The 17,990-nt window shown below is 36.3% G+C and carries 12 protein-coding genes; 7 read left to right on the top strand and 5 right to left on the bottom strand.

The genetic code is table 11. The features are described 5' to 3' along the window. The 5 genes from WG904_RS03030 to WG904_RS03050 all read right to left on the bottom strand — a co-directional run bounded on the left by WG904_RS03030 (window position 1) and on the right by WG904_RS03050 (window position 5,880). The gene (locus tag WG904_RS03030; RefSeq protein WP_339577806.1) at window positions 1–1,491 is read right to left on the bottom strand and encodes a TolC family protein; all 1,491 of its coding nucleotides are present in this window, start codon (window positions 1,489–1,491) and stop codon (window positions 1–3) included. 5 nt (window positions 1,492–1,496) lie between these two features. Further along, window positions 1,497–2,744: an efflux RND transporter periplasmic adaptor subunit gene (locus WG904_RS03035; RefSeq protein WP_339577807.1), complete on the bottom strand. Its 1,248-nt coding sequence runs from the start codon at window positions 2,742–2,744 to the stop codon at window positions 1,497–1,499. A gap of 177 nt (window positions 2,745–2,921) precedes the next feature. After that, the gene (locus WG904_RS03040) at window positions 2,922–4,166 is read right to left on the bottom strand and encodes a hypothetical protein (protein ID WP_339577808.1); all 1,245 of its coding nucleotides are present in this window, start codon (window positions 4,164–4,166) and stop codon (window positions 2,922–2,924) included. A 17-nt stretch (window positions 4,167–4,183) separates the two neighbouring features. Beyond that, complete coding sequence (locus WG904_RS03045; RefSeq protein ID WP_339577809.1) at window positions 4,184–4,525, bottom strand: hypothetical protein; 342 nt, start codon at window positions 4,523–4,525, stop codon at window positions 4,184–4,186. Window positions 4,526–4,545: 20 nt separating this feature from the next. Further along, window positions 4,546–5,880 (bottom strand): serine hydrolase domain-containing protein, encoded by a 1,335-nt coding sequence (locus WG904_RS03050; RefSeq protein WP_339577810.1) that lies wholly within the window; start codon window positions 5,878–5,880, stop codon window positions 4,546–4,548. Between the two features lie 798 nt (window positions 5,881–6,678). Between WG904_RS03050 and WG904_RS03055 the strand changes: the two genes are divergently transcribed. From WG904_RS03055 to WG904_RS03085, 7 genes are all read left to right on the top strand, one after another. Next, window positions 6,679–7,500, top strand: coding sequence for a type IV toxin-antitoxin system AbiEi family antitoxin domain-containing protein (locus WG904_RS03055; RefSeq protein ID WP_339577811.1), 822 nt, complete (start codon window positions 6,679–6,681; stop codon window positions 7,498–7,500). After that, window positions 7,497–8,300, top strand: coding sequence for a nucleotidyl transferase AbiEii/AbiGii toxin family protein (locus WG904_RS03060; RefSeq protein WP_339577812.1), 804 nt, complete (start codon window positions 7,497–7,499; stop codon window positions 8,298–8,300). Before WG904_RS03055 ends, WG904_RS03060 begins: the two co-directional genes overlap by 4 nt. Window positions 8,301–8,307: 7 nt before the next feature. Continuing rightward, window positions 8,308–10,701: an EcoAI/FtnUII family type I restriction enzme subunit R gene (gene hsdR, locus WG904_RS03065; RefSeq protein ID WP_339577813.1), complete on the top strand. Its 2,394-nt coding sequence runs from the start codon at window positions 8,308–8,310 to the stop codon at window positions 10,699–10,701. A 4-nt stretch (window positions 10,702–10,705) separates the two neighbouring features. After that, the gene (locus tag WG904_RS03070) at window positions 10,706–12,124 is read left to right on the top strand and encodes a class I SAM-dependent DNA methyltransferase (protein WP_339577814.1); all 1,419 of its coding nucleotides are present in this window, start codon (window positions 10,706–10,708) and stop codon (window positions 12,122–12,124) included. A gap of 1 nt (window position 12,125) precedes the next feature. After that, a complete protein-coding gene (locus tag WG904_RS03075) occupies window positions 12,126–14,111 on the top strand; it encodes a restriction endonuclease subunit S (RefSeq protein ID WP_339577815.1) in 1,986 nt (661 codons plus the stop codon). A 208-nt stretch (window positions 14,112–14,319) separates the two neighbouring features. Then, window positions 14,320–17,127 (top strand): N-6 DNA methylase, encoded by a 2,808-nt coding sequence (locus WG904_RS03080; RefSeq protein WP_339577816.1) that lies wholly within the window; start codon window positions 14,320–14,322, stop codon window positions 17,125–17,127. Next, complete coding sequence (locus tag WG904_RS03085) at window positions 17,120–17,989, top strand: response regulator (protein ID WP_339577817.1); 870 nt, start codon at window positions 17,120–17,122, stop codon at window positions 17,987–17,989. The genes WG904_RS03080 and WG904_RS03085 overlap by 8 nt, the downstream gene beginning before the upstream one ends. Window position 17,990: the final 1 nt, after the last annotated feature.

The following is a 17,990-nucleotide window of genomic DNA, read 5'->3' on the forward strand; positions in this document are numbered from 1 at the left end:
TTATGAATAAGTGATTTTTTTATTGTTTTCGAAATCGTAGAGCGATAAATACCGAAGTTGATAGTAAGCAGCCCAAAAATCTCTGAGGGAGGAAACATAATCACGCTTTGCCCGATCGTTTTCTTGAAAAGCTATGCTTAAATCGGTAATACTGAGGTCTCCTAAAACGTAGCGTTCGCTTGCAATCTTATATTTTTCGGCAGCAATTTTCTCGGCGGCATCGGTTAATTGTATTTGTTCTTTCATCATATTAAACAAGGTAACCTGTGTCACAATTTGTTGCTTAAACGTTTGCTTGTCTTGCTCAACCGAATAGGCAATAAACTGTTCGTTTGCCAAAGCTGTTTTTGTACGTGATTTAGAACGTCCCCAATCCATAATTGGAATAGATAACTGTAGTTCAATTGCTTGTTGGTTTTTAGGCGATTGGTACACATCAAATATCCGTGAGCCTGCATTTGAATACCCTAAATTTGCTCTTAATGTAGCTGTTAATCCATTCTCACCCTTAGCTTTTGCTACATCTCTTTTAGCTTCTTCCAATCGGCGGATAAATGCAATAGCATCTGATCGATTATCAAAGGCTTCGGCAAGCACCTTGTCTGCTGCAACCGTCATTTTCTGCACTACTTCGGGCATACTTAGCTTAATCTTTCCATCGCCTTCTATCCCGGCATAGCTGCGTAGATTTAAAGTAGCAATCTCAACATCTCGCTTTGCTGTGCCTACCGCTTTTTGTGCATTTAGCACTTCTAATTGCAATTGTAGGATTTCATTCTTAGAAATCTTGCCCAATTCGAATTTTGTATTGGCAATCGTTAAAATTCGCTGCGTATTTGCAAAATTGGTTTCGGCAATGTTTAAGTTAACTTGAGCTAACAACAAATCAAAAAAATACTCGGTAACTACAATTGCAATCTTTTCCTGGCTTTCGATAAAGGCTTGTTTACTTTCGTTGAACTTTAAAGGCTCAATCTTTTTATCCCATTTTAGTTTATTAAATTGTAATAACGGCTGAGTGTAGCCAATACCATAGGGAATTCCATTGTAAAGTACATTATTCCTATCGAAATCATCAAAACGTTGTAGTTGTGTAGTTCCATAGATGGTACCCCCTGTAGCGGCAATGCTTTGACTAAAATTAAGTGTTAAAGAAGAATTATCGTTATGAACAGGCTGAAATAAAATTGCCCCATTAGGTTGTTGTACCTGCGTGTAGGTTTTGGTGTAGCCTGGCAAAATGCCTTGTAAAGAAAGTTGTGGCTGATAATTAGACCTGAAAGTTCGCCATTCCCAATATTTGGTTTCCTTAACAGTAACCGCCTGTTTTGCCGCAATAGCGTTCGATTTTGCCATAGCCACCACTTGAGGCAAAGTTAATTTTAACGTATCAATTTCTGCTGCATACGTAGTTAAACTGGCTATTATCAACCCAGAAGAAATTAAAATTTTCCATCTTACATTTTCCATCTTACCTCTTATATTTTCCATATCTTCTAGTTTCCAATGGTAATGGTTTTAACATTTTTATAGGCGCTCATATCTGAGGTAATTATTTCATCACCAGCTTTTAATCCAGTTATTATCTCTACATAATCGAAATTACTTAGGCCAGTTTTAACGGTTCTACGTTCGGCAACACCATTGCGGATTACAAAAACTTCTTGCAAGTTCGATCCGTTAAAAGCTGCGCCATTTGCCACGCGTAAAACCTCATTACGTGTATCTGTAATTAAAAACACGTCTACTTTTTGGTTGGGCCTTAATTCTTTACTACTCTTGTTGCTCAGCTGGATATCGAAAGAAATAAGACCATTATTTACAGCTGGAGAGATATTTGTAATCATTCCTCGAAGTAGTTTTTTGGCAACTCTAACAATTACAGGCATGCCCTTGTTAATCCGATCAAGCATATTGTCCGACATGGTACCAGCAACTTTAAAACCGCTCAAATCTGCTATACGTACCAACGCCTCTCCTTCACGAATGCTTGCACCGATATTTTTATTTACCCAAGTAATTACACCTGCTCTAGTAGCTACGATCTCTGCCAACTCTAGTTTTCTTTTCAGTGCATGTAGATCATTAGATTGTATAGCCAATGCAATTTCTGCCTCTCTAATCTCAATTTTCATGGTTTGTTGTTTGCTTTTAATCTCATTCTCCAATTGCAGTTTCTCGAGCTCGGCAACTTTTAAATCAAGTTCGGCATGTTCTACATCTTCCCTTGTTCCACCACCTGCATTCACTAATCTTTTTGCAGATACAACCGCATCTTTTAAATTACCAATGCGTAATTGTTTAATACTGTTGTTCGATTTAACATCAAAAAAACTTTTTTCTAGATCGAGCTTGAGCTTACGGATTTCATTTTCTTTCGATTCAATCTGGTATCGGAGTTTGTCGTATTCGCTTTGGGTAACCGATTTATCTAAAGTAAGGATAGATTGGCCCTTACTTATCTTGTTGCCAGCATCCATTAATACATTTTTGATAGAGGCATTAATCGGGCTGGTAACTATTTCTTCAAATTCGGGCAATACTTCACCAGTAGCATTAATGGTGTTTTCAATACTTCCTATCTCAACTTTTGAAGTGGTAAAATCAGCTGAAGTTAAAGTGGGTTTGAAGAAAAATCTTATTGACCAAATGGATACAATAAGTAGACTAATGATTAAGAGAACAATGAATGTTCTTTTTTTTCTTTTTTGTTTATTAACTTCCTCTTGTATAAGTGTATCCATTATTACTATTTAATCTTATCCCATTGGATGCAAGACTAATGCCATTATTAAAATACTCATTATCAAATAATTAAGAAATATTAATACAAAAAAAATGCCCGTTATCGAACATTATGTTTGATAACGGGCAGAAATATTTTTTAGACCGATCGGTCTAATTTAAAGGGGAGAGCTAGGTTACTTGAAGCCAAATAGAAATGGAAAAATAAAGGTTACTATAATTGTCCACAAGCAATAAAACGGCAGATACCAAGCAATAGATTTCCCAACTCCGTCTAGTTCCACTTTACTAAAAAAGCACTTAAACAATTTGTACGTTACCAATAACAAATTAATAAGGATAAGAACATTACTTCCTAAAACCGCAGCACGGTTAGGTGTAAAGCCCCACTCAGAAATACGAAAAACAATTGCAGATAATGCAATTCCGTTTACAAGAATAGTGACAATAGACAAGGCAAGCAATATACCAACTTGAGTCTTGTTTTTGGCTTCTGAAGATGTTCCGGCAACAGCAAAGAAAATGATAGCCATTACTCCGATAAGCAATCCATTAAAAATCGCCAAAAATTCGCGATCGTTGTAGGGATTCTTACCTGAATATAAAATCGCCCCTACATAAACGATAAGCATCACTAATACCAGCGGACTGAAAATTTTGGCGATTACTGGTGAAACTTTACCTACTAATTGTGGATTAGTTTGTGTAAGATATGTACCTAGAATTGGGGCAGCAGCCAAACCGAATACACCAACATTCTGCATATAAATTTCTGCGATATCATAGCCTATTAATTTGAAAAGGCCAATGGTTACTGCACTCATTATTCCACCAGCTAATACAATTAATGTAGTCATCACCACTAGATCGCCATTGTATTTTAGAAAGTTTAAACGTTTTTCATTATCATTTCTTACCGTACCAACAAATGCAATACCGAGTGCCGACCATAAAAATAAAACGAGGTGTACACATGATAAAATAAGGGTATCACTTTGTTTCACATTTGGAAATAGATTGATAAACATCAGTCCTATGAGTAGTGCTCCAGCCAGCCAAACTATTTTACCAGGGGCCAATTTGTTCTTCCATGCAAAAAAAGCCAAGAGTGCAGGAAACACTACAAATCCGATATTTCTTGGGTAGAAAAAATCTTCATTAATCGAAAATAATGCTGGTAATTTTGCAATCAGTCCGGCAATAATCGACACAACGATTACAAAAATCAAGTCGTTACGCGTTCCCCAAGAGATTTCATTGTTAGTGTAATTAAGGCGTTCATTCCAGTATCCTGCAAGTGCAAAATCTTTAATCTCAGGGTAGATTGCAATAAACTCACGTTTAAATGCTACTTTATTCGCCCTATATAAGCTTTCAAGCTGTTTTGGATCATTTAAATGTTCCATTATTTTTTCTTTCATGATTTGGTTATTTAAATTTAGTTCCAAAGTGTCCCAGCACATCCTAAAACGGTACCTAACCAAATTGAGATTACGAAACCGATTATACTTAATACAATTGAGATAATTTTGCTCCAGCCGCCTTGATAACCTAATAGGTATTCCATGAAGTAAGTACCTAAACCACCAGCGGCACCAAAGATTGGCACAACAAGTAACGGTCTGATCATCCAAAATTTTCCCCATTCAGGATTAGGATGGTTAGCAGAGGTTACGAGCAAGGTAATAAGAATTAAACCAATTCCTGCACCAATTAGCATTCTTCTGATTAGCGATGGTCTATTTATTGGTCGTGAGGTGAAGTTGTTTGTAGTTGTCATGATTTATTAAATTTATGAGTTCAATTTTCTTTTGTAAATATTCTTTCGCCATTTGGGCGTTTCATAATCAATTGTTTTTTATTAGAATCGAATTCAATCGTTAGGCCATTGACGCCTTCTATTCTGAATTTATTTTGCGCGGTTGCTTCCAGCGGTGCTGCCGATTCTCTTATGGGTTGAATGTATAGAATGTTGTCTTTTCTCATTACGGTGAACTTTATTGGAGCTTCGCTAGTTGCATAAATACCAGTATAGCTGTCTAATATAGCTGTACTTATAGCAATTGATTCGAAGGTTGGAAGTTCGTATGATTTGTTATAGTAGCTGTTCATAATGCCTTTCATCATCTCTCCTACTGGGTATACCTTTGCATTAGTTGTATAAGCAATTGTCAGTTTTTCTTCGGGCATACACATCAGCCATGCACCATAATTGTCGGCTCCGCCAGTGTGGCCGTAAAATTTTTTTCCTGCAAATTCAAAGGCTTCCATTCCAAAACCTTCACCATCCTTTATTGTTTTCATTAGTGAAAGATGATCCTCAGAAATAAGTTTATGATTAAATAAAGCATCGATAAATGTAATCATCTCAGTTGGTGTAGAAATCATAAAACCTCCACCGAAAAGGTTACTTGGATGGGTTTCAATTTCCTGTTTCCAGCTACCGTTGTATCTATAGGTGAGCGCTTCATTTTGAGTTACGTTAATATTTTGAGTTGCGATGTAAGTGTTTTTAAGCCCTAACTTTGAGCTGATCTTTTGTCTAAGCACTTCTTCGTATGGTTTACCCGTTACTTTTTCGATAATAAGCCCCAATACGGCGTATCCAGAGTTACTGTAAGCATGTTTAGTCCCTGGTTCAAAATCTGAACTCGCTTTCGAGATAAGGGTTACAATCTCGTCTTTTGTTATGGGGCTTGTTTTAGGCTTGCTTCTTAAATTTGGATCAATGAGTGCATCGTGAATGCCACTGCTGTGAGAAAGAATTTGAGCAATGGTGATTTTATCGGCACTGGCAATTTGCGGATAGAATTTACTAAGTACATCTGTAAGCTTTAATTTCCCCTCTTCAACGAGTTGAAAAATTAATACTGCGGTATACATTTTGGTAATTGAAGCGATTCTATATCTAGTATTAAGAGTAAGCGGATTTTTTAGGGTCTCATTAATTTCGCTGTAACCAATAGATCTGGAGTATATAAGATTGCCATCTTTAGCAATTACCAAACTTCCCATTGCCTTATTATTCTCGGCAAGACGATCAAAAAACTGATCAAGTTTAGCTTTATCAACTGTTTGGGCATTTCCTATTGTGTGTAATAGGCCGACGAGGAATAAGGTATAAAGTAGTTTCATTATTTTAAATTTAAAAGTGCTTTGGAAAGCAAAGTTACATAAAAGTACTTTGAAATTCAAAGTGAAAAATAAAAATAAATTTATATGTGGCTTAAACTCGTCAAAAATTGGTTTTTTTTAAGGATTATCGTACGAAGCGACTTTCGAGATTAACAGTAATTTTAACAAAATTACAGACGAAACGGTTGTTAACTGGGGGTTATCTAAGAAGTGTGTATTCTCCTGAAATAGGCTTAAAAAACAAAGAATTGATAGAAAAAGCGGCTAGTATTACCGTTCTTCCTCTAAAGGTAACCAAGGGGAATCGAACCAAAATCTACATTTAAAGTACTTATAAGAAGAGTGAATTCCCATTAAAAACAAAAATCCCGCTCTACTTATCGTAAAGCGGGATCGTAGCCCGTAGGGGAATCGAACCATTGACGTAACTCACTCTCTTTCAGAGGCTTTATTTTAACATTAACCCAGTGCCACGAATGACGCTACTTGATTTTGGGTGATTTTGAAAAGAACTGTATAGCATTATCAAAGCTATTTGCCTGCATCATAATTTTCACATCATGTTTAACAACAATAGCATTTCCGTATCAATGCAAATTTAATCAATAACTAGAAAATATGCAATGATAAATGTCGCAACAGTGTGCGTAAGGGCAGCAATAATAATGTGGTTTCATAGTTGATTAGTCAGGCTAATCCTGACTAATCAACTACTAAAGAAAATTAATTAATCAAAAATTATTAGAAGAGAATGATATTTCATATCATTGTAGTCAGGTTTAACCTGACCAAATGACTATGAGGAAGAAGTACATCTCTACACAATCAAACGAACTTTTATCCTATTTCATCGAACGGGATAGGTTTTGCTTTGGTTATGGAGAGGCTTTTATAGCATTACCGGAATCAAGTGAAAGTGCAGTAAAAGAATTGCTAAGCGATATGACCAAAAGGGGTCTTTTAATGCGCTTAAAAGAGGGTGTTTATTATATCATACCCTATGAACAGGATGCGGAATCATTTATGCCGGACTGGCATTTGATACCAGAATTCATTGTTAAAGATGCCAAATACTATATCGGTTACTATTCAGCCCTGCAGATTCATAATCTTATTACACAGCCCTCATTGAAAGAACAGATTGTTGTTTCTAAACAGCTCCGGCCATCTGTAATTAAAATAAAAAACATCCCTTTTCAATTTATATACCATAATCCAGACCACTTCTTTGGTATGAAAAAAATTTGGATCGATAATTTCCATAAGGTACAATGCTCAGATCTTGAAAAGACGATTATTGACTGCTTATTTAAGCCGGATTATGCAGGCGGAATTGTTGAGATTGCAAAGGCAATCAGCACTTCTGCAAACCAAATTAAATTTGACAAGCTATTGGAATACGCAAAAAGGTTTAAGTCACAGGCAGTAATTAAAAGGCTTGGCTTTCTCTTGGAACTGTTAGAGATAAATAACCCGATCATAGAAAAATTATTAGCAGAGAAAACAGCATCCTATGTTTTATTAGATACTGAATTACCGAAGTCAGGGAAAATGATAAGCAGGTGGGGCATTCATCAAAATCTGGAAACTGAAACTATTAAATCAGCCATTTACACATGATTAAACCTGGAGAAATACAGCAAAAGGCAAGAGAGGTCGGAGTTCGAGACCAGCAGATAGAAAAGGACTATATGCTGTCATGGATATTGAAAGGTGTATCTCAACATGAACAGCTTTCCAAGATCATCGTGTTTAAAGGCGGAACAGTTTTAAAAAAAATCTATTTTGAAGACTACCGTTTTTCGGAAGATCTTGATTTTACTTTACTGGATAATTCTATCACTAACGAGGAAATATTTGCATGGTTTAGAGAAACTTTTGAATATATTAGGGATGAAGCAAATATTCCGCTTGATATAATCGACAATAACGAGCATGAAGATGGCGGAATAAACTTTTATATCAGTTATGTAGGGCCATTGGGTGGGCAAGGCAATAATAAACGTGTAAAAGTAGATATTTCAAGAAGTGAAAAGCTGCAATTTGAGCCTGTTTTAAGCCCGGCTTTCATTGATTATAGTGATTTAGACGATTACGATCTTTTATGTTATCCATTGGAAGAGGTATTAATTGAAAAGCTACGTGCTGTAATGCAGCGCATGGCAGCAAGAGATTTCTATGATATCTGGTATCTATTGGTAGAGCATGGAATGGAAGCAGAATTTTACTTAGATGAGTTCAGGAAGAAATGTGCAAGCAAGGGATTAGATGCTGCAGATTTTCATAAAAAACTGGCAGAAAGATTACCACAATATAAAGGCCGTTGGAAAAGCTCTATGAGTGAACAGATACGGGATCTCCCTGCTTTTGATAGAGTGGAACGAGAGGCGCTTAGAAAACTAAAACAAATTAAGCTGTGATAATATCATGAACAAAAAGACTTTATCAGAAAGAGATATTTGTACCAAGTTTATTACCCCTGCGTTGGAAAATGCAGGTTGGGACAAACAGTTGCAGGTTTTAGAGGAAGTATCTTTTACTGATGGGAAAATATACGTTAGAGGTAAAATTACAGCAAGAGGATCAAGAAAGCGAGCCGACTACATTCTGTATTACAAACCAAACATCCCTATTGCTATCATTGAAGCCAAAGACAACAACCAATCAGTAAGGGCAGGTATTCAGCAAGGACTTGACTATGCAAGAATCCTTGACATTCCTTGTGTATTCAGCAGCAACGGTGACGGTTTTTTATTCCACGACCGAACAGCGATAGATGAGAACATTGAAAGAGAAATTGGTTTAGATGAGTTTCCAACTCCCGAACAACTTTGGGAGAAATACAAAAAGTATAAAGGCATTGAATCATGCGAAGCAGAGAAAATTGCTTCACAAGATTACTACTTTGACGGAACTAACCGCAAACCAAGATACTACCAACAAATTGCGGTAAACAGAACGGTTGAAGCCATAGCCAACGGACAGAACAGAATTCTGCTAGTTATGGCAACAGGAACAGGAAAAACTTATACTGCTTTTCAAATCATCCACCGACTTTGGAAAAGCGGAGCTAAAAAACGGATCCTTTTTTTAGCTGATCGTAACGCTCTAATTGACCAAACTCGAAGAGGCGACTTCAAACACTTCAAGGATAAAATGACTGTGGTAAAACATAGGCAGATTGACAAGAGTTTTGAAATTTACTTGGCTCTTTATCAAGGGCTTTCTGGAACAGACGAAGCAGCCAATGTTTACAAACAATTTTCAAGAGATTTCTTTGACCTGATTGTAATTGACGAGTGCCACAGAGGAAGTGCAAAAGATGACAGCAGTTGGAGGGAGATTTTAACCTATTTTCAAAATGCTACGCATATAGGCTTGACCGCGACACCAAAGGAAACGAATGAAGCGAGCAATTCAGAATATTTTGGAGACCCTATTTACACCTATTCACTAAAACAAGGAATCGATGACGGTTTCTTAGCGCCTTATCGTGTAGTGCGTATTGCCTTAAATGTCGATGCAGAAGGCTGGCGACCAGAGCAAGGCAAAACAGATAAAGACGGAAACGAAATTGAAGACCGCATTTACAATCGCAGGGATTTTGACAAAAACTTGGTAATTGAAGAACGAACTGATGCCGTTGCAAAAAAACTAAGTGAGTTTTTGAAAGGTTATGACCGCTTTGCAAAAACCATTGTATTTTGCATGGACATTGACCACGCTGAACGTATGCGAACCGCATTATCAAGACATAATGCTGACTTGGTTGCTGAGAATTACAAATATGTAATGCAGATTACTGGTGACAATGACGAAGGCAAACGAGAGTTGGACAATTTCATTAATCCCGAAGAAAAATATCCGGTCATTGCCACTACTTCTGAGCTAATGACTACAGGTGTAGATGCTCAAACGTGCAAAGTCATTGTATTGGATTCGAACATTAATTCCATGACCAAGTTCAAACAGATTATCGGAAGAGGCACAAGAATAAATGAGGAATACGGAAAACTTTATTTTACAATTTTGGATTTCAGAAATGCAACAGACCTTTTTGCTGACCCTCAATTTGACGGCGACCCAATAAGAATTAAACCTGTTACTGAAGCAATAGACTTAGGAGATATTATTAACGAAGAAGAAGAAAACAGGGAACCGATCATTGACATAGAAACAGGAGAAGAAATCGAAATAACTCCGCCGGAAATCCGTAATCCTGAACAAGAATTTCCGCCATCAACTGTAAATGAACCAAGGCGAAAAGTCTATGTGAATGGTGTTGATGTTTCGGTTTTGATTAGCCGGGAATTGCATTTTGACCAACATGGAAAACCAATTACCACAAGTCTGAAAGACCATACTAAAGAAATCATCAAAGAACAGTTTGCTTCTCTAGATGATTTTCTAAACAAGTGGAAAGGTTCTGACCGCAAGGAAGCTATTATAGCTGAATTAGTGGAACAAGGTGTTATGGTGGAAGCTTTATATGAAGCCGTGGACAAACAAGTGGATTTATTTGATTTGGTATGCCACGTTGCTTATGATCAACCACCAATGACAAGAAAGGAAAGAGCAAACAATGTGAAGAAACGCAACTACTTCACCAAGTATGGCGACCAAGCTCGAAAAGTATTAGAAGCATTACTAGATAAATACGCTGATCAAGGCATAGAAAACATTGAGAACATTCAAATCTTGACTGTTCCACCCATTAATGAATTTGGGTCGGTAACAGAAATAATCAAAGCATTTGGCAGTCGTGAAGAATACGAAAATGCCATAAGAGAATTAGAAAACGAATTATATAAAGTAGCATAGACAAATGAGCAATATAGGTGGCGTAATAAAATCAATCAGAGATATTTTCCGAAAAGACCCAGGTTTGAGCGGTGATGCACAACGCATTGAACAATTGGGTTGGATGATATTTTTAAAACTCTTTGACGACAAAGACAAGGAAAAAGAAATTATCAATCCAAAATACAAATCTCCAATTCCAACCAAATTGCAATGGCGGAATTGGGCTGAAGATGATGAAGGAATGACAGGTGATGAGCTTATCACTTTTGTGAACAATGAGCTTTTCCCTCAACTGAAAAATCTAACTATTGGGTTAGATGATAAATTAGGCGTTATTATCCGCAACATTTTCGACGGCACCAACAACTATATGAAAAGCGGAACAACCTTTCGCCAGGCCATTAACAAACTCAACGAGATTGATTTTAACAGCAGCAAGGAGCATCATATTTTCAATGCCATTTACGAAGACATATTGCAAGGACTTGCCACAAAAAAAGATACAGGCGAGTTTTATACTCCAAGAGCAGTAACCCAGTTTATTGTGGACATGGTTAATCCAAAATTGGGCGAGAAAATTAGTGACCCGGCTTGTGGTACAGCAGGATTTTTGGTTTGTGCAATTGAACATTTGCGAAAACAAGTGAAAAACATTGACAACCGAAAAACTTTAGAGGAAACTATCACGGGAACGGAGCTAAAACCCTTGCCGTTTATGCTGAGTGTAGTAAACCTGATTACTCACGATATCGAAGTACCACAAATTGTAAACACGGATGCACTCAGTCGGGAATATACTTCCATAAAACAGGCTGACCGTGTAGATATTATTGTTGCCAATCCACCCTTTGGTGGTGTAGTGGGTGATGGAATGGAAACCAATTTTCCTTTGAATTACCGCACAAAAGAAAGTGCCGACCTCTTTTTGATTCTGTTTATCCAAATGTTGAAAGATGGCGGCCGGGCAGGAATTGTCTTGCCGGACGGCAGTTTAACAGGCGAAGGCGTGAAACAACGGGTAAGGAGAAAACTGTTGGAAGATTGCAATGTACATACCATTGTGCGATTGCCCCAGTCGGTATTTGCACCTTATGCCACAGTAAACACCAATCTGATTTTTTTCGAAAAAGGCAAATCAACAAAAGAGATTTGGTATTACGAACACACTTTGCCAGAAGGAGCCAAAGCATACAACAAAACCAACCCTATTCGTATTGAAGAATTTAATTCAATTAAGAAGTGGTGGGAGAAAAGAAAGGAAAGCGGGGTATGTTGGAAGGCTTCCATAGATACAATTATTGAACGCAACTATGATTTAGACATTAAAAACCCAAATAAAAAAGTTGAAGAAGTCGTATATGACAGAAAAGCCATTATAACCGACCTTGAAAAATCATTCAAAGAATCCATTTTATTATTAAATGAATTAAAAGCTGAATAAAATGGGCTGGACAAAAATGAAACTTGGAGAGGTATTAATAAACCGAGAAGGTCGTTACAAACCAAATGATCCAACAATCGCAAATCTCAAACGAATTGACAAAATAAATTTTTCAGGTCAAATTTTCATATCTAATAAAGGATCAAATACAGATATGATTCTTGTTAAAAAAGGAGACTTGGTAATTTCAGGAATTAATGTTGAAAAAGGAGCAATTACTGTCTATGAGGGCGAAGAAGATATTACAGCAACTATTCATTATTCATCCTACATCTTCAATATAGATAAAATTGACATAGAGTTTTTAAAGGTCTTTTTAAGAAGTCCTGATTTTATTCAGCTATTAAAAGAACAAGTGCCAGGTGGTATAAAAACAGAAATAAAACCCAAGCATATTTTACCATTGGAGGTCTTCTTTCCTGACAAAATCGAGAAGCAGAAGGAAATTGCAAAACACTTTTTTGAAAAGGAACGTAAATTTAATGAGCTAGATGAGCACCTAAAATACCAACTTTACCAACTCAAAAACCTAAACCAAGCCATTTTACAAGAAGCCGTGCAGGGCAAGTTAGTAACGCAAAACCCCAAAGAGGAATCTGCCAGCGAACTACACATGCGCATCAGAGATGAGAAAGTAAAATCGGGCAAAAAAGAAAAACCATTACCCCCCATCAAACCTGAAGAAATTCCGTTTGACATTCCAGGAAATTGGATGTGGTGCAGGTTGGGAGAAATAGCATACGTTACAAGTGGAAGCACTCCTTCCAAAGAGGCTTTTGTTGATGAGGGAATACCTTATCTGAAAATGTATAATTTGCGAAATCAAGAAATTGATTTTCATTACAAAACACAGTACATAAAAGAAGAAATTCATAATGGTCAATTAAAAAGATGCCGTGCATATCCAGGTGATATTCTAATGAATATTGTTGGTCCACCATTAGGTAAAATTGCTATTATTCCTGAAAGCTTACCTGAATGTAATTTTAATCAAGCAGCCGTTTTAATTAGACCGATGATTAACGATTGCAACAAATACATTTTTTGGTTTTTAAATGAAATGTCTGAGATCAATGCAATTGATACAAAAGGTGTTGCAGGTCAAGACAATATTTCGGTTACACAATCCCAATTAATCAAAATACCTCTTCCTCCACTCTCCGAACAAAAACGCATTGTAACGGAAATAGAAAAGCAACTCACTAAAACCAAACAATTAAAAGAACACATTATCGCCAACCAGCAAGCCACTGAGCAACTACTTAAAGCATTACTGCATCAGGCGTTTGAAGTAAAAGAGAATAAAGCAAAAAAAGTTCAGCAGACGAGAGGAAAGGTTGCTGAATGGAATAGCAGTACTCCAAATTGGGATAACCTGGTAGCAGAGCCCTTCGAAAAATACGCAGTTCATCCGGTAAATAATATACAAGATATTGATTGGGAAATGGCAATGATGGTTGCCTGTATGAAAAATAAATTGGGTGTTACCTATGGAGATGTGGGATTGCAGAAAAACGTTTACAATACCAATAATTTACAATCTATCTTTTCAAAACAGTATGCTTTTGCCAATTCAAACTTTGGCACATATTGTCACGAGCTAAAAGAAGATTTAAAGCGAAACCCTTATCTCATTGCTCAAAAAGTTGCAAATAACAAAGAGGTATATGCTGTCAACCCAAAATATAGTAAACAAGTTTTAGATAAGCTATCCGCAACGGAAAACCAGGAGTTTGTACAAGCTATAAACAGAATGCTGAGCATCTATGAGCATTCTTTTATCAATAAGGAAACAGACAAAATAGAGCTATACAACACTGTTTTGAAAGTGGCCTTGGATAAAAACACCCGGGATATTGACAGCATCTATCAAGGAATGGAAGATTGGAAGATCAATCAAACTAAATACAAAACAAAAGCCGAAAAATTTAGTAAGCTCGATGCCGAAAGAATGTTGAAATTATTAATGGGAAAAAAGATATTATAGGCTGAGGACAATGCATGCGGAATAATCGCATCATAGAAAACTCACCATAGCCATAGAACCAATTCAGAACTTTTATCTGAGGTGTGATCGTAAACAGCAGTATAAGGAAGTGCAAGTTGCAGAAAGACTACAATAGTTACGAGCACGCCATATGGAGTCAAGAGGTTTTGGGAAGTAATTAAGAAAGCGAAGCTTAAAAAAATATTTTATGACTTTACACGAAGCAATACAGACTGTATTAAAGGAAAACAATCGCCCGATGAGGGCAAAGGATATTGCTTTAGCAATAAACCAAAAGGGATACTATACTCGTAACGATCGTGAGCCCCTGCAGACTAATCAAATATATCTTCGTATCAAAAACTATCCCTCATTATTTCAAAATATAAACGGGCATATTGTTCTAATTAATGATCCTGCTTGGAAAAGCATACTAACCAGCTACGAGTATTTGACCCATACTCTGAAAGGCATCTTTATCCAAGCAGACATACAGTTTATTATTGCTGTTCTTTTTTATTATAAAAGACTGTTAGATATTAATCACTATTCAGGCCGTAGATATCCTTTGTCCTTTGATAAAAAGATCATTATTCCATTAGATCAGTTAATAGATGGAGGACAGTCTTTGATTGAAGGTTTAAAGTCCTTAGATGAATATCATATTGCACCTGAAGGAGTCTTTGAAGAATGCTCACGGCTACTTGCAAAGCTTGATAGGCACAAAGTTCAGGAAATATGGTCTGTTATTAAAGAAATTGAGACAGCGAATTTAAATGACCAGGAGTTTGGAAACGTATATGAACACCTCATTACTCTTGTTTCTTTAGACAGTACCAGGTCACCTATCCATCATACACCTTTTAGTTTGCGACAGCTTATGGTTGAATTGCTTGATGCCCAAGAGGAAAGTAGTGTTTATGATCCAGTGGCTGGTATAGGAAGCTTGCTTATTGAATCTTTTCTAAACTCAAATAGGAATATTCACACTTATGGTTCGGAGATCAACCGCCGCATAGCTCAGCTTGGCAACATGAATATATTTATGCATGGTATTTCTCATATGCGTATAGATGCAGAAGATTGCTTTCATCAAATAAATATCGAAAGAAAATATGATAATATAATCGCAGACTTGCCAGCAAATGGAATTACTAGCTCTGTTGAGTATCTGATGCTCTATAGTCAGTATGGTCTCACAGTACCAAAATCAGGCAAGAGTTTTGGTGCTCTAGTTCTTTTTGCTCTTTCTAAATTAAAAACTCACGGAAAAGCTGTGTTAACAGTTTCTGATGGTTTTTTAGCAAAAAAAGGCAAAGAACAAGAAATCAGAGAGTTATTAATAAAAAAAGATGTTATTGAAACTGTAATTAGCCTTCCTCATGGAACTTTAAGACCTTTTACTGATGCCAAAGCATCCATACTTGTACTTAATAATAATAAAACTGATCTTTTAAAGAATCATATTCATTTTATCCTAGGGAATATTAATGATCAAACGCCAAAATCCTTAGTTTTAAATAATGAAGATATTCTTCGTTTATATGTAGAGAAAGAAATTTCCGGAAAGAATGCACAAATCGTACAAATCAAAGATTTAAGGCCTGATGCATCTTTATTAGCAGAATCCTATGATGCCCAGTTTCTCCTTGCCAACAATATGTTGAAAGAAGGAAGCGCAAAGTACCTAACAGATTTAGTACAAATAAAATCAGGAATAAGTCCAGAAAAGGCAATACTTCATACAGATGCTGAAATCCCCTTAATTAAAGTGGAGAAGCTCTCAAAGGATATATTGGATATTGGTTTAACTATTCAAAATAGTGAAGGCATTCATGACGACTATATATATGAACGATATGTAATTGCAGAAGAATGCATATTAGTAGCTCGGATCGGAGAAAACCTGAAGGCAACTATTTTCAGGCCAAGCAATCAAGCCCCGAAGATTCTTCCTCACAGCAATGTATATGCTTTAATTCCAAATGGAAAATTAGATTTAAATATTGAGTACTTATACTATCAATTACATTCTACCTTTATTCAAGACCAAATTGAGAAACGCAGACTGGGAGCTGTTATGCCCTATATCAGTATCACTGGTCTGAAAGAGACAGTTATACCCTATATGAGTATAGAAGCACAACATGAATTTGTGCAATCACAAAAGGCCAACCTCATATCAGACGAACGCAATAGGGTTGAAGAGCGAATTAAAGCACTAGGCTATCAGGAAGAAACAAAACAAGCAGAGGCTGATGTGATTAAGATCTTAACTCATCAGTTACGTCCTACCTTTTCAGGGTTGAATGGGGTTACTAAGCGTATAGCAAGAATTATAGAACGTGAACATATTGGAAGACTGAAAGAATACGAAAAAATTGAATTAAATGTTGACCCTGAAATTGAGAATCAAATAGCACCTCCTGATAATTACTCCCTAACTCAGCTAATAGATAAGCTTTCTAATGAGACACAGCATTTAAATGATATTCTTACTAATGTTGATAAAGTAATGAACTTTAAACTGTTACCGGAGGACTTGACAGAAACGAATATCTTAGATTTTCTAAACGAATATAAAATGCAAAAGGCTGTTGAACAAAATGGTAAGTACAGCATAGAAATAAAAGGTGATTCGGTTTCAGTTCCGTTGCACAAAGCATCTTTTAAAGAACTGCTGGATCAGTTGCTTATTAATGCGGAAAGGCATGCATTTAATGGCACTAGTACTCACAAAACCAATAAAGTAACATTTACTGTCCGCCACCTAAGTAAAAGGAATATTGTTTCGATTGAATATGGGAACAATGGAAAACCCTACGAATTAACGCAGAAAGATTTTACAACTGCATTTGAAAAAGGAAACAAAAGTAAAGGTTCAGGGATTGGAGGAAATTATATAAACAGGATCGTAGAAGCACATAAAGGGAAACTGGTTGTGGAAGAAAAGAACAAAAAAGGATTCTCGTTAACAATTGAATTACCAATAACTAATGATAAAATTTATGAATAGCATTATTTTAGTAGACGATAATCAGGATTACATTAAGGATTTTACTAACCAGGCCTTTGCAAAAGGCATAACAGTTGCTCCCGCGAACAGTCTTGAGGGTTTGCAAATATTATTGCCCAAATATGCACATAGGTATGCAGCAGTGGTTTTAGATATTAAGTGTCTTCTAAAAGATGACCAATCTAAAGAAGATGCATCCTTCTTAAATGTTGCACTTAAATATCTAGATTCTTCTATTCCGGGATTTCCAAGATTTATTTTGACAGGGGACGAATCTGAATTTACCAAGCTCAAACCGTATTATACTGATGAGAAAATGTTCATCAAAAAACCTGATGACGAGGAGAGGCTTTTAAATGAACTGTTGTATTACATTCAGAATGCGGAAACATTAAAAATTAAAAGAGAATATCAGAGCGTTTTTGAAATTTTCCAATCAGGTAAGATGAATGATGCTGCAGAACAACAGCTTCTAAAAATACTTACTGGCGGTCTGATTGAAAAAGATTTTGGCAATTTTAAAGGGATACTAGCTGATGTAAGAAGTTTTCAAGAAGCCATTTACAAATCTATTAATAGCAGAGCCAAAGTTGTTGTTCCTGATAATATGTTCAGAGCAAATGGGATGATTAAGTTTAACGATCTTATGAAACATCTTTCAGGAGGTGTATTACCTCCTGCGGTTCCAATTTCAACTGTTTATCAGGTTCCCACAATATATTACCTAGCAAATACAATTTATTGGCCTTCCGGCGAATATATCCATGAAGATCCTAACAGAAATTACTTCATTAGCGAGTATACTATCAAAGCATTAGTTAATAATTTACTCGAATTGATTATTTGGTCAAAGCAATACTAAC

Source organism: Pedobacter anseongensis, assembly GCF_037482965.1.
GTDB lineage: Bacteria > Bacteroidota > Bacteroidia > Sphingobacteriales > Sphingobacteriaceae > Pedobacter > Pedobacter anseongensis.